Source organism: Streptomyces sp. HUAS TT11, assembly GCF_051553595.1.
Classification (GTDB): domain Bacteria; phylum Actinomycetota; class Actinomycetes; order Streptomycetales; family Streptomycetaceae; genus Streptomyces.
Map to the genome: position 1 here is coordinate 8,979,833 of NZ_CP196184.1, position 15,129 is coordinate 8,994,961.

Annotated in this window: 15 protein-coding genes and 1 pseudogene; 7 read left to right on the forward strand and 9 right to left on the reverse strand. The window is 67.5% G+C overall.

Features of this window, described 5'->3' with window-relative positions; translation table 11 throughout:
- Window positions 1-2 precede the first annotated feature (2 nt).
- The 4 genes from ACSHXN_RS40395 to ACSHXN_RS40410 all read left to right on the forward strand — a co-directional run bounded on the left by ACSHXN_RS40395 (window position 3) and on the right by ACSHXN_RS40410 (window position 3,481).
- On the forward strand, window positions 3-881 hold the full coding sequence (locus ACSHXN_RS40395; protein ID WP_438305989.1) for a helix-turn-helix domain-containing protein: 879 nt from the start codon (window positions 3-5) through the stop codon (window positions 879-881).
- Between the two features lie 535 nt (window positions 882-1,416).
- Window positions 1,417-2,427 (forward strand): aldo/keto reductase, encoded by a 1,011-nt coding sequence (locus tag ACSHXN_RS40400; RefSeq protein WP_355138437.1) that lies wholly within the window; start codon window positions 1,417-1,419, stop codon window positions 2,425-2,427.
- A gap of 62 nt (window positions 2,428-2,489) precedes the next feature.
- Entirely contained in the window at window positions 2,490-2,909 is a 420-nt protein-coding gene (locus ACSHXN_RS40405) for an SRPBCC family protein (protein WP_355138439.1), read from the forward strand.
- A 218-nt stretch (window positions 2,910-3,127) separates the two neighbouring features.
- Entirely contained in the window at window positions 3,128-3,481 is a 354-nt protein-coding gene (locus ACSHXN_RS40410; RefSeq protein WP_438305991.1) for a VOC family protein, read from the forward strand.
- Between the two features lie 194 nt (window positions 3,482-3,675).
- Here ACSHXN_RS40410 and ACSHXN_RS40415 read toward each other — a convergent pair whose 3' ends face one another.
- Window positions 3,676-4,080: a MerR family transcriptional regulator gene (locus tag ACSHXN_RS40415; protein ID WP_355138443.1), complete on the reverse strand. Its 405-nt coding sequence runs from the start codon at window positions 4,078-4,080 to the stop codon at window positions 3,676-3,678.
- Window positions 4,081-4,320: 240 nt separating this feature from the next.
- Between ACSHXN_RS40415 and ACSHXN_RS40420 the strand changes: the two genes are divergently transcribed.
- Window positions 4,321-5,214: an oxidoreductase gene (locus tag ACSHXN_RS40420; RefSeq protein WP_438305994.1), complete on the forward strand. Its 894-nt coding sequence runs from the start codon at window positions 4,321-4,323 to the stop codon at window positions 5,212-5,214.
- A gap of 122 nt (window positions 5,215-5,336) precedes the next feature.
- Here the strand turns inward: ACSHXN_RS40420 and ACSHXN_RS40425 are convergent, their stop codons facing one another.
- A complete protein-coding gene (locus ACSHXN_RS40425) occupies window positions 5,337-5,537 on the reverse strand; it encodes a hypothetical protein (protein WP_438305996.1) in 201 nt (66 codons plus the stop codon).
- A gap of 38 nt (window positions 5,538-5,575) precedes the next feature.
- A pseudogene (locus ACSHXN_RS40430) lies at window positions 5,576-6,001 on the reverse strand (transposase family protein); the annotation flags it as partial.
- A gap of 635 nt (window positions 6,002-6,636) precedes the next feature.
- Between ACSHXN_RS40430 and ACSHXN_RS40435 the strand changes: the two are divergent.
- Window positions 6,637-7,578: a polysaccharide deacetylase family protein gene (locus ACSHXN_RS40435; RefSeq protein WP_438305998.1), complete on the forward strand. Its 942-nt coding sequence runs from the start codon at window positions 6,637-6,639 to the stop codon at window positions 7,576-7,578.
- A 233-nt stretch (window positions 7,579-7,811) separates the two neighbouring features.
- Here ACSHXN_RS40435 and ACSHXN_RS40440 read toward each other — a convergent pair whose 3' ends face one another.
- The 6 genes from ACSHXN_RS40440 to ACSHXN_RS40465 form a co-directional block, all read right to left on the reverse strand.
- Window positions 7,812-8,585, reverse strand: coding sequence for an SDR family NAD(P)-dependent oxidoreductase (locus ACSHXN_RS40440; RefSeq protein WP_438306000.1), 774 nt, complete (start codon window positions 8,583-8,585; stop codon window positions 7,812-7,814).
- 213 nt (window positions 8,586-8,798) lie between these two features.
- Entirely contained in the window at window positions 8,799-9,659 is an 861-nt protein-coding gene (locus ACSHXN_RS40445; RefSeq protein ID WP_355138451.1) for an alpha/beta fold hydrolase, read from the reverse strand.
- Between the two features lie 9 nt (window positions 9,660-9,668).
- Entirely contained in the window at window positions 9,669-10,100 is a 432-nt protein-coding gene (locus ACSHXN_RS40450; protein ID WP_355805770.1) for a hypothetical protein, read from the reverse strand.
- 160 nt (window positions 10,101-10,260) lie between these two features.
- Window positions 10,261-11,310 carry an aldo/keto reductase gene (locus ACSHXN_RS40455; RefSeq protein ID WP_355138455.1) on the reverse strand — a complete coding sequence of 350 codons (1,050 nt, stop codon included), beginning with the start codon at window positions 11,308-11,310 and terminating at the stop codon, window positions 10,261-10,263.
- Window positions 11,311-11,476: 166 nt separating this feature from the next.
- On the reverse strand, window positions 11,477-11,893 hold the full coding sequence (locus tag ACSHXN_RS40460; protein ID WP_355138457.1) for an SRPBCC family protein: 417 nt from the start codon (window positions 11,891-11,893) through the stop codon (window positions 11,477-11,479).
- A 42-nt stretch (window positions 11,894-11,935) separates the two neighbouring features.
- The gene (locus ACSHXN_RS40465) at window positions 11,936-12,946 is read right to left on the reverse strand and encodes an aldo/keto reductase (RefSeq protein WP_438306003.1); all 1,011 of its coding nucleotides are present in this window, start codon (window positions 12,944-12,946) and stop codon (window positions 11,936-11,938) included.
- Between the two features lie 610 nt (window positions 12,947-13,556).
- Here ACSHXN_RS40465 and ACSHXN_RS40470 point away from each other — a divergent pair.
- Entirely contained in the window at window positions 13,557-14,540 is a 984-nt protein-coding gene (locus ACSHXN_RS40470; RefSeq protein WP_356294167.1) for a tetratricopeptide repeat protein, read from the forward strand.
- Window positions 14,541-15,129: the final 589 nt, after the last annotated feature.

Genomic DNA, 15,129 nt, shown 5'->3' on the forward strand with positions numbered 1-15,129 from the left:
GCATGACTTCGGCATCCGACCCGCGTGCTCTCGGAGCCTTCCTCAAAGCCCGCCGAGCACAGCTGGCACCGCTCGAGTTCGGCCTGCCGCAGGCGGACTCCGCCCGCAAGGTCGCGGGGCTGCGCCGCGAGGAGGTCGCCCAGCTTGCGGCGATCAGTGTGGACTACTACACGCGGTTGGAGCAGGGCCGGGTCCGGGCGTCCGCGTCGGTGCTCGCCACCCTGGCGCGGGCGTTGCGCCTCGACGACGATCAGCAGAGGTATCTGTACGAACTCGCGGGCAGGACCGATGCGCGGCCGCGTCGTCGACGGACAGCGCAGCGTGTGCGACCCGCGATGCAGCGCCTGCTCGACCAACTGACGGGAACACCCGCCGTCGTGCTCGGCAAGCGCATGGACATCCTGGCCTGGAACGTCGCCGCCGCAGCCCTGTACACGGACTTCGCGTCGATTCCGGCAGGCCGGCGCAACTACGTGCGTCTGCTGTTCACGGACCCGGTCGTCCGGGACATGCACCGGGAGTGGGCGCATGACGCCCGCGACGCGGTCGCCGCACTGCGTATGGAGGTCGCGGCAGACCCGGACGACCCCGAGCTCGCCCGGTTTGTCGGGGAGTTGTCCGTCCAGGACGCCGACTTTCGGTCTTGGTGGGCCGAACACCGCGTCATCGGCTCCAGTTACGGAACCAAACGCTACCGGCATCGCCTGGTCGGTGAACTCACTCTCGACTGCGACACATGGAGCAGCCCGGACGGATCGGGGCAGCGCCTGATGGTGCTGACCGCCGAGCCCGGCAGTCCGTCGCACGACGCCTTGCGGATCCTCGCCTCGTGGACGGCCGAGGAGCCGAGCGGGAACGTGACGGAAGGCCGGAACCAGTGACCGCCGGTGCGCCTCCGGGGTAGAGCCCGGACCCCCTCGCGGATTCCGTGCCGGAGACGCTGACGGCCCCGGCCTGGCGCTCGGCGACGGTCCTGGTGGGCGTGGCGAGCCCTGCGTCCGGGCCTGGCGGGACACCGTCGACACCACCACTGACGCGCCACCGCAGGCCCTGCCTCTTGCGGTCCGTGACTGCCGGTGCGCGTAGTGCGGCCTCCCCGGCGTCGGACGCCGATAGCTCCATCTAGCCGTTATACCGCGTTTGCAATAGGGCGCGTCTGCAATTAATGTCGGGGGACGTAAGGCGTAGGCGTGCCCGTGTCCGCTCCGAAAAGGCTCGCGAGCCGAGCGGCCCACCTGAGTGGGTCGACCTTCGGAGAGGGGCGGCAAGTACCCATGCCCGTCCTGACGCGGGAGCGGGCCCGGCGAACCGCTCGGAGCCATCGACTCCGACGGGCGCGCAAGGCCGAGCGATCAGTTTCACAACCGTCCCAGGAGCGTTCACGCGCTCTGGGCAGTCACCGGAAAGGGCATCACCATGCCGCTCAAGGACATCCTCCCGGGCCGGATCGGCTACGGCGCCGCTCCTCTTGGCAACATGTTCCGCGCCGTCCCCGACGACCAGGCGCGCGCCACCCTTCAGGCCGCCTGGGACCAGGGCATCCGCTACTACGACACGGCCCCGTTCTACGGTGCCGGCCTTTCCGAGCTCCGCCTTGGTGAGTTCCTGGCCGACAAGCCGCGTGACTCCTACGTGCTGTCCACCAAGGTCGGCCGTGTCATCCTCGACGAACTCGAGGAAGGGGCCCGTGAACTGGGTGAGAAGGGCGGCGTCTTCGAGGACGGCCTGAAGAACAAGATCGTCCACGAATGGACCGCCGAGGCCACCGAGCGTTCCATCGAGGACTCCCTGAAGCGTCTGCGCACCGACCGCCTCGATGTGGTGTGGGTGCATGACATTGCCCAGGACTTCCACGGTGACCTGTGGCTCCAGAAGTTCGAGGAGGCCCGCACTGGAGCCTTCCGGGTCCTGGACCGGCTGCGTGACGAGGGCGTCATCAAGGCCTGGGGGCTGGGCGTCAACAAGACCGAGCCGATCGAGCTGACGCTGGGACTGGACGAGCCCCGCCCCGACGGGTTCCTCCTCGCCGGCCGCTACACCCTCCTCGACCACGAGCACGCCCTGGAACGCGTTCTGCCCATGGCTCAGGAGGCGGGTGTCGGCATGGTCGTCGGCGGCCCCTACAGCTCGGGAGTTCTCGCCGGCGGCAAGCACTTCGAGTACCAGCCCGCCTCACAGGAGATCCTCGCGAAGGTCGACACCCTGAAGACGCTGGCCGACAAGCACGGCGTGAGCCTCAAGGCCCTGGCACTGCAGTTCTCCCTGGCCCACCCGGTGACCGCTGCGGTCGTCGCGGGTGCCACCCAGCCGAGTCGCATCGCCGAGGACCGCGCCGCCCTCGACGAGACGATTCCCGCGGAGCTCTGGTCCGACCTGCGCGCCTCGCGCCTCGTCTCCGACAAGGCCCCCCTGCCGCATCGCGCCTGATCACGCGTCAACACCTTCATCCCACTGCCCACCGGGCAGTACGAGTCAAGACAAGGAAGCACATGGCATCCACGTCGGTCAGCCGGATCGTCCCGGCGTCCGCGGAACGCGTCTGGGACCTCATCGGCGGATTTCACGCCCTGCCGGACTGGCTCCCGTACATCACCGAGAGCACCGCACTGCAGGGCGGCCGCGTCCGTCGGCTGAGCAACCCCGACGGCGAGGTGATCATCGAGCGGCTGGTGAACACCAACGAGCAGGAGCGGCACTACAGTTACGCCATCCTTGAAGCGCCCTTCCCGGTGACGGGTTACCTGTCCACCCTGCGTGTCTACGACATCCCAGGTCGACCGGACAGTGCCGAGGTCGTCTGGAGCGGCCGTTTTGTACCTCAGGGCGTCAGTGACGCCGAGGCCGTCGAGTTGTTCACCGGCATCTACCGTGACGGGCTGGACGCTCTGCACAAGGCCCTGTCCGGCTGACACTCCACGCGGACGCCCTGTCGCTGCTCAGGGAGCGGTGACAGGGTCTCCGGATCGCTGATCGCCGCGGGGCTTCCGGGGTCCAGGTGTCTGCGTCACCGGTACAGCGCTGACGCCGTCGGCCGAGAACGGGGACTTCTTCACGATCGGCAGGGGGGTTGTGACAGGTGATGGTGTGGTGTCGACCCGCACGATCACCGTCCTGGCATGATGGCGGCATGGAACGTGTGCTTGGAATCGGCGGATACTTCGTGCGGGCCACCGACCCTGGGGCCCTGGGCGCGTGGTACCGGGACTGCCTGGGCCTGGACGCCGATGAGCACGGCATCTGGCATCAGGAACCAGGGATGACGGTGTTCGCGACGTTCGAGTCCGAGACCGACTACTTCGGGTCCCGCGCCCAGCCGAGCATGCTCAACTTCCGGGTCCGCGACCTGGACGCGATGCTCGCGCAATTGCGTGCCAAGGGAGCGGACGTGGCCGAGGAGACCCAGGACATGGAAGGCGTCGGTCGATTCGGTTGGGTCACCGATCCCGAGGGCAATCGGCTGGAGCTGTGGCAGCCCGCCTGACCGTGTCATCACGGTAACAGGACCCGTAATCAACCGGGTTGGCGAAGCGCGCATCTGCCAAGTCCCGGCGATTCATGCCATGGTTCGCCTGCTGCGGGCTGCCTCGCGACCCACAGGCTGCCTGGCGTGCGTCGGTCGTCGGGCCGCGCCCCGGTCAACGCGCCGCATCCACGGTGCCGTCGACGGACTTCGGCCTATTGCGGACCAGCGGTGGCTGCGGACGGAGCGACCCCGGCTTCCTCCCAGGCGCGGATGTACGACTTGATCGCACGCTGGTTGCGTTGCAGCACGTCGATGCGTCGTTCGATGCTGGTGAGCTGACGCCGCAGTCCGTCCAGGTCCTTGTTGTCCACCGGGCAATCCTGATTCTCCCTTCCTTCCTTCGCGGCGTCGAGACAGGGCAGGACCTCGCGGATCATCTCGGTCGTCAGGCCGGCTTCGAGAAGCTCACGAATCTGCAGTACCCGGTCGATGGCAGGCTCGCCGTAGGTGCGGTAGCCGTTGCCGGTCCGGAACGGGTGCAGGATGCCGACCTCTTCGTAGTAGCGAAGCAGTCGCGGCGCGACGCCCGTCTTCTCGGCCAGCTCTCCGATCTTCATATCGCTCTCCTCGATCAGTCATCCACGCCGACGGTGCGCCTCACTGGGACACCGACGGGCGACCTCGCCTTCGGCCGCTTGACCTTCACATTAATGGAAAGGTTTAGCTTTCTCGACATTCCCGGACCCGCGGAAGCGGGTTGATCGAGATTGCCTGCAGGAATGTGAGATCAAGAGATGACCACGGGCTCCACAACGAACACAGGCAGGCCGAACGGTGGCGGGTGGACCACTGACCGTATGGCCGACCAGCAGGGGCGTACCTTCGTCGTGACGGGTGCGACCAGCGGTCTCGGTCTCGTGACCGCGCGTGAGCTTGCGGCGCACGGCGGCCGGGTTCTGCTCGCTGTCCGTGACGCGACGCGGGGAGAAGAAGTGGCGTCCTCGCTGCGCAAGGCTTATCCGGGCGCCGAGGTGGAGGTGCGCAGGGTCGATCTGCTGGATCTGAGGTCGATCCGCCGGGCGGCCGAGGAGATCGGCGAGGAAGAGGCCGTCGACGTGCTGATCAACAACGCGGGCATCTCCATGGTCGAGCACTCCGTGACCGCGCAGGGCGCCGAGCGCCATTTCGCTGCGAACCACCTCGGCCACTTCGCGCTCACGGCGCTGCTGGAACCGGCGCTGCGCAGGTCGCCGGCGCCACGGGTGATCACCGTGACGTCGTACATGCACGAGAAGGGCGAACTCGATCTGGACGATGTCGCGTGGCGACGAAACTACACACCTCTGGCCGCCTATTCGGCATCGAAGCTGGCCAACGCGGTCTTCGGTGCGGAGCTCGCCCGGCGGGAGCAGCCGTCCTCGGCGCCGATCACCAGCATTCTCGCGCACCCGGGCTACAGCAACACACCGATGCAGAAGAAGGGCACCGGGGCCATGGGGATCGCCATGCGTGTCTCCGGCAAGCTCTTCGCGCAGAGCCCGGAGCGAGGAGCCCTGCCCCAGCTCTTCGCCGCGACCGAGCCCGATCTCGCCGGCGGCTCCTATGTCGGCCCTGACGGTCGGGGCGGACGGTCCGGACATCCCACCCTCGTCCAGCTGTCGGCGGCAGCCCGGGATCCAGAACTGGGCCGTCGTCTGTGGGAGCGCTCGCAGCAGCTGACCGGCATCCGCTGGCCCACGGCCGCAGTGTGACCGTGCCGTGCCGTGCGCAGGCCTGGGCGATCGCGCCGAGCCGCTGGTGGGCGGTGCCGGGACCGAGAGCACTGCGGGCGTCTTCGGCAACCTCGGCGGTCCGAGGGCTCCGGTGCCGGTCGTCATCCGGCGATGTACTCGATCTCGGGGTAGTGCGGCGCAGCCCCCCACAGCAGATGCCGGGTGTCCCGGCGACCGCGCAGCTGGAGATCGAAGAAGGCGCGCACCGTCGCCCGTACGGCAGCCACCGCCCGGTCGGCGGGGATCGTGCCGATCTGCAGAGTCCTGCGCACCGCCTCCGGGACCTGCGGTCCGATGGCCACGATGTCGGTGAAGCTGTTGTGGTCCGCGTCCGCGAGCCGGGCCTGGTCGAGGGCGTCGATGATGCCGTGTTCGCGGGCTGCGCGGATGTCGTGGACGGCCCCTGGCAGTGCGGGCGAGGCCCATAGGAGCCGACCGAACGGATCGGCGATGACCTGCACGTTCATGCCGTGTTTCTTGTGCTTTCCTGAGTAGTGGGGCCGGTCGGCCGCGATCCGATCGATCGGCAGAAGTGTCCCGTCGAGCAAGACGTACGCTTTCGCCGAGGCAGCCCGGACAGCCTCGTTGAGGGTCGGAGCGAGTGCGGCCAGCAGGTCGACGGCCTCGCTGATGTAGCGGTAGACCGTACTCGTCCCGACCTCGAACCTGCTGCGAGCTGGGCGTACGTGGTCCCGTTACGCAGATGAGCCAGCACCAGCAAGGCTTGACGTCCGGTCGAGAGCCGGCGCCAACTGTGATGCCTCTGATGGATACCGGGTGATCTTGGTCGTGAACCCGTCTACCAGGGGCTTCACCCTTGTGTTGTCCAACCAACGACCTTCAGCGGTAAGTTGGCAGAGCGCCAGTGCCGGTGAAGCGCCGATAGCATCACAGCATGTCCTCCCCGAGAGCCCGCCACTACCTGCTGACGACACTGCTGGTCGTGACACTGGTTGCCTTCGGCTACTATGCTCTGCAGCCCGTACGGGAAACTTGCACGCTTACCTCCGGACCATATGGCTCCACCTTCAGCCCAAGCAGCGTGAAAGTCTCCGGCAACGGTCGGTGCGGCGAAGAACGCACGCGCTTCATGACCTGGTTCAAGGGGTAGGCGCAGCCAACGAGCCGAGACCGCGGCGACTTCACGATGTTGATGCCAGACGCTGAGTGGGCGAGTGGTGGCCCCCGTCCAGGCCCGCTGTGGCAGTTGAAGGTGACCGGCTACTCGATGCGAGCAGTGCGAGGCGGGTTCAGCCATCAGGTTGAAAAAGGCTCAGTGAGACGGATACATGTGTCCGAACAGCGCGTTGAAACAGGAAGCCGCTCGGCGGGTTGGACGGTCCAGGCCGGAATCCTGGGACTCCGGAGCGGGGAGCACGTGAAAGGGAACGGGAGTTGGTCATGGCGGAGAAGCACGAGGGCCCGGCGGACGCGGGCCGGGAGCCGTGGCAGTGGACCGAGGACACCTGGCGAGGGCATGTGGACCGGGTGCGAGCCGGACGCTCGCTGGCACCCGCCGTGTGGCCGCAGGGTGCGCGTGTCGCGGTGGCCCTCTCCTTCGACTCCGACCACGAGACCCCCGCGCTTCGCGACGGGGAGACACGCCCCGGCAGGCTCGCCCAGGGCGAGTACGGATCCCGGGTGGCCGCGCCCAAGATCCTTCGTCTGCTCGGCCGGTACGCGGCCCCTGCCACGTTCTTCATGCCGGCCGTCTCGGCCCTGCTCCATCCGGAAGAGGCCCGAGCATATGTGTCGGAGGGCCACGAGGTCGGGATCCACGGATGGATCCACGAGCGCAACATGCTGCTGACGGCGGAAGACGAACGGGAGTTGCAGCAGCGCAGTGCCGACACTCTGGAGCAGATCACCGGTGTCCGCCCGGTCGGCATCCGCACCCCGTCGTGGGACTTCTCCGACAACACCCTTCGCATCACCCGCGACATGGGGCTGCTGTACGACTCGTCCCTCATGGCGGACGACGACCCGTACGAACTCCTCGAGGACGGGCGGCCGACCGGGATCGTGGAGATTCCCGTGGAGTGGATCCGCGACGACGCGCCCTACTTCATGATGGAGCGCTACGCCGGTCTGCGTCCCTACACACCGCCCCGGTCGGTCCTGGGTATCTGGCGGGACGAGTTCGACCAGGCATACCGCGAAGGTGGCGTCTTCCAGCTCACGATGCACCCCCACATCATCGGCCACCGCTCACGCCTGGTCGTGCTGGCCGAACTCCTGGACCACATCACCGCGCATCCCGATGTCTGGTTCGCGACCCACGCCGACATCGCCGGATACGTCGCGACCCAGGCAGGCATGGACATCCGGCACGACCCCGCATAGGACGCGGCATCCGCACGGCTCCTGCTCCCGTTCCCGTTCCCGGAGAGGATCGCCGACGGTGCACCATGCCGGTTCGCCGCAATCGGTGGCCGGTGTGCCGGCACCAGGTGCTCGGGCCGCCCTGAGCGACATGGGGGGCGCTCGCCCTTGTCGCACCCAACTGAACCGGCGCGGTCGGCAATACCGTCGAACGCATCGACCGGGCGGCTACGGCACCCTTTTTGCAGCGCGGCTCAGGGGATGATGGTCGGGACCAAACCCCCGTCGACGTTCAGTGCCGCACCTGTGGTCGCCGTCGACTGCTCCGATGCCACATAGGCGATCAGGTTCGCCACTTCCTCCGGCCGGATCAGCCGGCCGAGCAGCGAGGTCGCGGCGCGCCCGTCGGCGACGAACCGCCGTTCCTGCTCGGCGGGGTCCAGGCCGGGATACAGCTCCTCCCACATCTCCATGACACCGGAGCTGAGGGTCGGGCCCGGCAACACGCAGTTGACGGTGACCCCCGAGCCTGCCAGCTCCTGGGCCATTCCGCGCGAGACCGCCAACTGGGCGGTTTTGGTCATGCCGTAGTGGACCATGTTCGTGGGGGTCTGGACTCCGGATTCGCTGCTGACGAAGATCACCCGGCCCCAGCCGCGATCCTTCATGCGCGGTGCGTAGTGCCGTGCCAGGCGCACCCCGGACAGCACGTTGATCCGGAAGTACCGCAGCCATTCCTCGTCGGGGATCTCGAATACCGGTTGGGTGGAGAAGATGCCTGTGTTGTTGACGAGGATGTCCACATCGGGCAGTTCCTCGATCAGGGCGGCGGCACCTTCGCCGGTGCTGACGTCTGCTGCGATTCCACGGGCTCCGAGTGCTTTGGCCGTCTCACTGACATGGTCGGCGTTGCGACCGTTGACCACGACGTCGGCTCCCGCAGATGCCAGCATGTGCGCGGTGGCCTCGCCGATACCGGCGGTCGAGCCGGTGACCAGTGCGATACGTCCACTCAGATCGATGTTCATCAGCCGGGCTTCCCTTCGGTGGCGGCGCGGTCCGTGGCGCTGCGGGCTGGTGATGCGGAGCGCGGGCCCGATCATTGAAGGCGGGGGATCAGGTGGGGGAGCCGGACGGATCGCGCGCCTGCCGATGGCTGCGGCACCTCGTCGGCCGCGTACACACCCCCGGTCCGGCGGGCCGGCCGGACATCGACGCAGGAGTCGGCCTCGGCCCCGATGTCATGTGTCGGTTCCTTCATGGATGTGGTGGAGCGCCAGGTTGAGGTACTGCGCGAAGCGCGGGTAGTTCTCGCTCATCGGGAAGTGGCCGATCTGCTTCATCTCGATGAACTCCGCTCCGGGGATGGCGTTTGCGGTGCGGCGACCGTCCTCGGGTGTGGTGAGGTAGTCGTACTCACCGGTGAGCATGATCACGGGGCAGCGCTCGCCGTCGATCTCGCTCAGCCGGTGCCGCAGATCGTGGTCGACGGAGTAGAAGTACAGGTCGCCCTTGAAGGCCTCGGATCCCTGGGTGTAGTAGAACCAGGTGGCCCAGCGGTCCTGATCCGGGGACTGCGGAGCCATGAGATCCCAGACACCGCTGGCGCACACCTGGGCGGCGTTGGCGTGGGGGTGCTGCCACCAGTCGAGGTAGAAGCCGGGGGAGTAGTCGGCTCCTTCGACGGAGATGACCGCCTTGAACCGGTCCGGATGCCGCAGGGCCAGTTGCAGAGCGACGTTCCCTCCGAACGAGGAGCCCATGAAGATCGGGTTCTCCAGCTCCAGGGCGTCGCAGAAGGCGACGACGAATGCTGTGAAATGGTCCGCGGTGAGCCGGTATTCCTGCTTCCACCACTCCTGGTTCAGTGGAGGGTCGGACTTGCCGTGACGAGCCAGGTCGTAGGCGATCACCCGGTACCGACCGGTGATCTGCTCGTCCTCGAGAAGGCCCCGCCACTGGTGATTGTGGCAGCCCGCGGTGTGCTGACAGACAAGCGGCTGACCTTGCCCGTTCTCCAGGTAGAAGACCTTGTACTCGGCGTCCTCCACATCGATGGTGACGTAATGGCCCGTCACCGGGGAGATTCTGCCGCTGGCCATGAGGACTCCTCACCTTCGTGCGTCTCGGCGGACCGTGTCCCGGCCTGCGCCGCCGAGTGGGCCTGTGAGCCGGAGCAGTTCCAGCTGCCGGGTCACGCAGCGCAGGTTCTGCATGAGGACGAGCAGGTCGCCCTCGAGACGCATGCCGCGCCGGAACGTGGCCGCCCAGATGCCGTGACACATGGGTGGGGGGAATTCCCGGCAGAAGCCCTGCCAGGTCTCGGCATCGGCGCGGATCGCGAAGTCGTACGACGACAGGGGCCCGGGATCGGTGACCAGCTCTTCGACCGTGCCCTTGTGCATCCGCACCAGGAACCGATGGTGCTCCATGTCCAGAAGGAAGCTGCAGGAGTAGTACTTACCGTGGGCCTGCAGCTCCGGGTCGTCATTGCTCAGCCTGCGGAACTCGCCCACCGGATCCGACGTGGTTGGTGATGTCATGCCCATCCCTCGGGGTGTCGTCGCTCAGGCTCCGCAGCGAGCCCAGCGCTGTGAAACGGGGCGTTCCTTTTCTCAGCTTGCACGCTGCCTCCCGCTCCGCAATCCGAGCGGATGCTGTGCCGGACTCCTGGGCGAGCCGCGTGCTTGGGCATGGACTCGATCACCTGGCGGGCCGGTGCAGGGCGAGGTCGGCCTCGCTGAACCGGCCGGCGACCAAGTCGGCCTGGTGCCAGTGGGGATAGATCAGGTCCGGGGCGCTGACCTTGTCGAGCCGGTCGACGTCCTCGTCCGTCAACTGCACATGGACGGCACCGAGGTTGTCGGCCAACTGCTCGTCCTTGCGGGCACCGACGACGACGCAGGTGACGCCCGGCTTTGCCAGCAGGTAGGCGAGGGAGACCTGAGCGGGGGAGGCGTCATGCGCGGACGCGATGCCGACAACGGTCTCGATGGTGTCGTACAGCTTGTCCTCGTTGCGCACGGGAGGCTCGGACCATTCCGTGAGATGCCGGCCGTCGGTGGCGTCCTGACCACGCCGGTACTTGCCCGAGAGCAGTCCGCCCGCCAGCGGGCTCCACACCATGATGCCCAGTCCCTGGTCCAGAGACAGCGGCACCAGCTCGTATTCGGCGTCGCGCGACTCGAGCGAGTAGTAGATCTGATTGCTGACGAAGCGCTGACAGCCATGCGTGTCGGCGACACAGAGCGCCTTCATGAGCTGCCAGCCCGAGTAGTTCGAGACTCCGAGGTAGCGGACCTTGCCCGAACGCACCAGGGAGTCGAGCGTCTCCAACGTCTCTTCGAGCGGCGTCAGTCCGTCCCACTGGTGCACATGGTAGATGTCCACATGGTCGGTCCTCAGACGGCGCAGAGTCCCTTCGATCTGCTCGAGGATGTGATAGCGGGACAGGCCTTCGTCATTGGGTCCCTCACCCATCGGCAGGCGAACCTTCGAGGACAGAAGCACACGATCACGCCGGCCCGCGATCGCCTGACCGAGGATGTCCTCTGCGGCGCCCGCCGAGTACATGTTGGCGGTATCGACGAGGTTCACGCCCGCATCGAGGCACATGTCGATCTGGCGCCTGGCGCCCGCTGCGTCGGTGTCGCCGACATTTCCGAAGACGTCGCTTCCGCCGAAGGTCATGGTGCCCATGGCGAGCACCGACACCCGCAGGCCGGACCGGCCCAGTTGCCTGAATTCCATCATGATCCTCTCCGCTGTGTTGCGTGAGCGCCACGGCGGATCCGTGCTCGTGGGCTCCGAGCGGATCCAGTGAGGTCGTCGTCAGGCGACTGGGTCCGGACCCGAGCCCTCCACGGGGAGCGGTCGTGGCGTGACAGGCGTAGCGGGGGCACAGGACCGTCACCCGGCTTCAGCTGAGTGCCTTGTAAAGGGAGTCGAGGCCGTCGCGGTAGATGCCGGTGAAGAGGGTGACGACCTCTTCGTCGGTGGCTCCGTCGGGGACGAAGCGTCCCGACCACTGCACTTCGGCCGCATCGTCCCGGCCGGTGATGGAATGCACCCGCAGTGTGGAGATGTAGTCGACCACGGGAAAGGGCGCCTGCGCGATGGCGTAGCTGTAGCGGCGTTCGACGTCGTTGAAGTCCACGAGACGTTCCATGATGACGTCACCGTCGGGGTTCTTCAGCCGGCGGACGCGGCCTCCCTCCAGGAGAGCGCTCTCGGGGATGTAGGGGAGCCAGTCAGGCAGTGAACCGAAACCGCCGATCAGCTTCCATACACGTTCGGGAGATACAGGTACGAGCCGGCTCACTGATGTGGATGCCATGATGTTCCCCTCGGGCTTGTCGGTCGACTCTGACGGGTGGCCTCAGGCCCCTTCCGGAAGCGGCGCCTGAGGGCTGACCAGACCCGACTGACGCAGGTCGACCCAGAAGCCGGCGGGGATCTTCTCCTGGACGGCAGCGATGTCCTCGGCGATACGACTGGGCTTCGTGGCGCCGGGAACGGCGGCGACGGCGACCGGGTGGGCGAGGGAGAACTGCAGGGCGGCGGCCTTGATGCTCACCGCGTACCGGTCGGTGATCTCCCTGAGGCGCCGCACCTTCTCGATGATCTCCGGGGAGGCGTCCGCGTACTCGAAGTGGGTGCCACCTGCGAGTATCCCTGAGCTGTAGGGACCTCCGACGACCATGCCCACCCCCTGTTCGCCGGCCATGGGCAGCAATCGTTGCAGTGCGTGTTCATGGTCGAGCAGGGTGTAACGTCCGGCCAGCAGGAAACCGTCGGGCTGGGGCTCGTCCAGTGCGAGGGTCAACTCGATGGGTTCGGTGCGGTTGACGCCGAGTCCCCAGGCCCTGATGACACCCTCGTCACGCAGGCGGGACAGTACGCGGAACGCGCCGGTACGCGCCTCTTCGAACTTCTGCAGCCATGCGTCACCGTGGAAGTCCTGTGCGATGTCGTGGACCCAGACGATGTCGAGCCGGTCGACACCCAACCGTGCCAGGCTTCCTTCGAGGGAGCGCTCGGTGGCATCTGCCGTCCACTCGTGCACGATCTTGTTCTTGCGGCCGTGCTCGAAGAGGGCTCCCTTCTCGCCCAGGTCCCGGGCGCCGACCTCCTCCTCGTCGAGGATGACTCGACCGACCTTGCTGGACAGCACGTACGCGTCCCGGGGCTGCTGCGAGATCACCTCGCCCAGCCGTAGCTCGGCGAGACCGGCACCGTAGAGCGGGGCCGTGTCGAAGTAGCGGATGCCCTCGTCCCATGCCGCCTGTACGGTGGCGCGCGCCTCGTCGTCGGGAACCGCGCGGAACATGTTGCCCAGTGGTGCGGTACCGAAGCCGATCCGGTCGGGGATGATCTCTCGGAGCTTCACGGCGGTGTCCTTTCGAAGCTGCTTCGTGGTGGCGTCCGGGTCCGGGTTGTCCTGGGAGCCCTACGACCGGAGGGTCGTCCGTCGGCCGGGATTCCCGAGGGGCGGATGTGTGTGGACGAGCCCGAGGGCGCAGAGCGCCGCGAGGCTCGGCGCGCGCCCCGGTACGTCCGCGGGACGCCGCGATCGTGGTGCCGCGGGCCCGGACACCGGCACGTTGCCGGCGCCGGGCGACACCAGGTTCATGGCACCCAGTCGGCGGGGGAGCCGCGGGGCGCAAGGGCCGTCGAGGCGGACATGCGTGGTGCGGCCGGCCACCGTCGTCGCGGCGTACCGGGATCAAGAGGCGCAGCAACAACGACCCCGAGCGGCTGCGCGCCACAACAGGCCGTGACGGCGAGTACCACCAGGGCGCTACGGCAAACGCCGGTGGGCCGTCGGGGCTGCTCGTGATGGTGCTTGCAGGTCCGAGGAGGGCCCGACCCGTCGAACACCGAATCGAGCAGGCCGGGCGTATCGGACCACCGTTCGCCATCGATCGAGATCACGGAAGCGCGTCCGGCAAGCCCAGGCGGGGCCGACAGACGGCCGGAGCAGGGGATACTCTCGTACGGTGTCGAATCGGGCAGGAGCAACCGGACTGGGCATCGCACGGGTGATAGCGCACTGCGGAGGCAACCCGGCGGCGGCGCTGCATTATCTGACGGGCGCCATGGCCTCCGCGCCGGACCATCCGGAGCCGTATGCGGTGCTTGCCGAGCTGTGGAGAGACAAGTCTGCCGACCTGGCCGAGATCGTTCGGGATGCCGAGTCCTGGCGGGCGGTACTGGCGCACTCCTACATCAGTTTCCTCGAGGGCGACATGGACGGCGCGGCACTGGCGATCGGATCGGTCACGGGTGCGCAACCCGACATCGCCTGGGCGAAGGCCCCCTGGTTCAACGATGAACGGTTTCTCGGTTGGGTGAGTGCCGAGGCGCTGGCCGAGGCCGCGATGCGCACCATGGACTATGGCCATGATCTGGACACCGAGGGCATGCGGGAGCGGTTCCGGCCCTGGTTCCGGGCCATCGACGTGGTCTCTTCCCGACGGCCCGTGCCTGAGGCGTCGGCCAAGATGGCGATTCTGCTCCGGGCCTGCGGACTCACCGATGCCTCGTTCGCCCTCTGCAACCGGGCGGATTCCGTGCACCGGATCGTGCTGACGGAAGTGGTGCGAGCGGGCACATGGCGCAAACTGGGTTCTCTCGAACAGGCCGCGGCGGCGTTCGAGCGCGCGCTGGCCCTGGACCCGGCCAACTGGTCGCTGTGTCTGGACCTGGCCGATGTACGCGCCGAACAGGGGGACTTCGTTTCCGCGATCCGGCTGACCGAACACGGAATGAGATACCAACCGACCGAACCCACTCTCCGCGCGGCGGCGGCCGCCTACCGGGCACGGCTCACCGGCTCGCCTGCCGATCTGAACGAGCTCATCGAACTGGCCCCCCACCTGCCGAGGGGCCCCTACAGGGACCTGCTGATCGACCACGCATGTGCGGGACCCGCTCTGCCTGCCGAGCTCGTGGCTGCGGTCCGACGCATCCAGAACGGCTGAACTCCTCGAGGACAGCGTCCGTCGTTGGGCGCCCCGAAGCGTGAGCGGAGTCCGAGCTCCGGCGAATCCGCCGATCCGAAGGGCGACGGGCCTCCGCACGGTGCCGAGCCGTCTCATGCGGACGACGGGCTGACGACCCTTGCCGGACCGGTGAGGTGCGCTCTCCGGAGCGGCTCGACTGCCGGGCCATCGGCAACAGAGAAGTCGAACCCGGCTGCGTGGTGGGCGCGCGAGACGTGGCATCCACACTGCCCAGTTCGACGTCGGCCTGTCCACGGGCCGCGGCCTCGGCGATCAGCCTCTCCGTCGACGTCCGCAAGGTCTCGGGCACCGCCCAACGCTGGAACGCACCGTAGACGTCGACCAAGAGCCGTACTCCTCACCCCTCCGGCACGTCACGCCAGGGGCTCGCGGCCCTGAACCGCCACATCGCACCCTTGAACTGCCGTCGGAGGTCCGGGATCGGACCGCGTTCACCCAACGGCAAAACGGCTCGACCGACCCCCGCTCGGCATCGAAGAGATCACTACGCGCCACCCTCGACAACTATGCGGCCCAGGCCGACGGGAACGACGGGACCGGCCTCCAG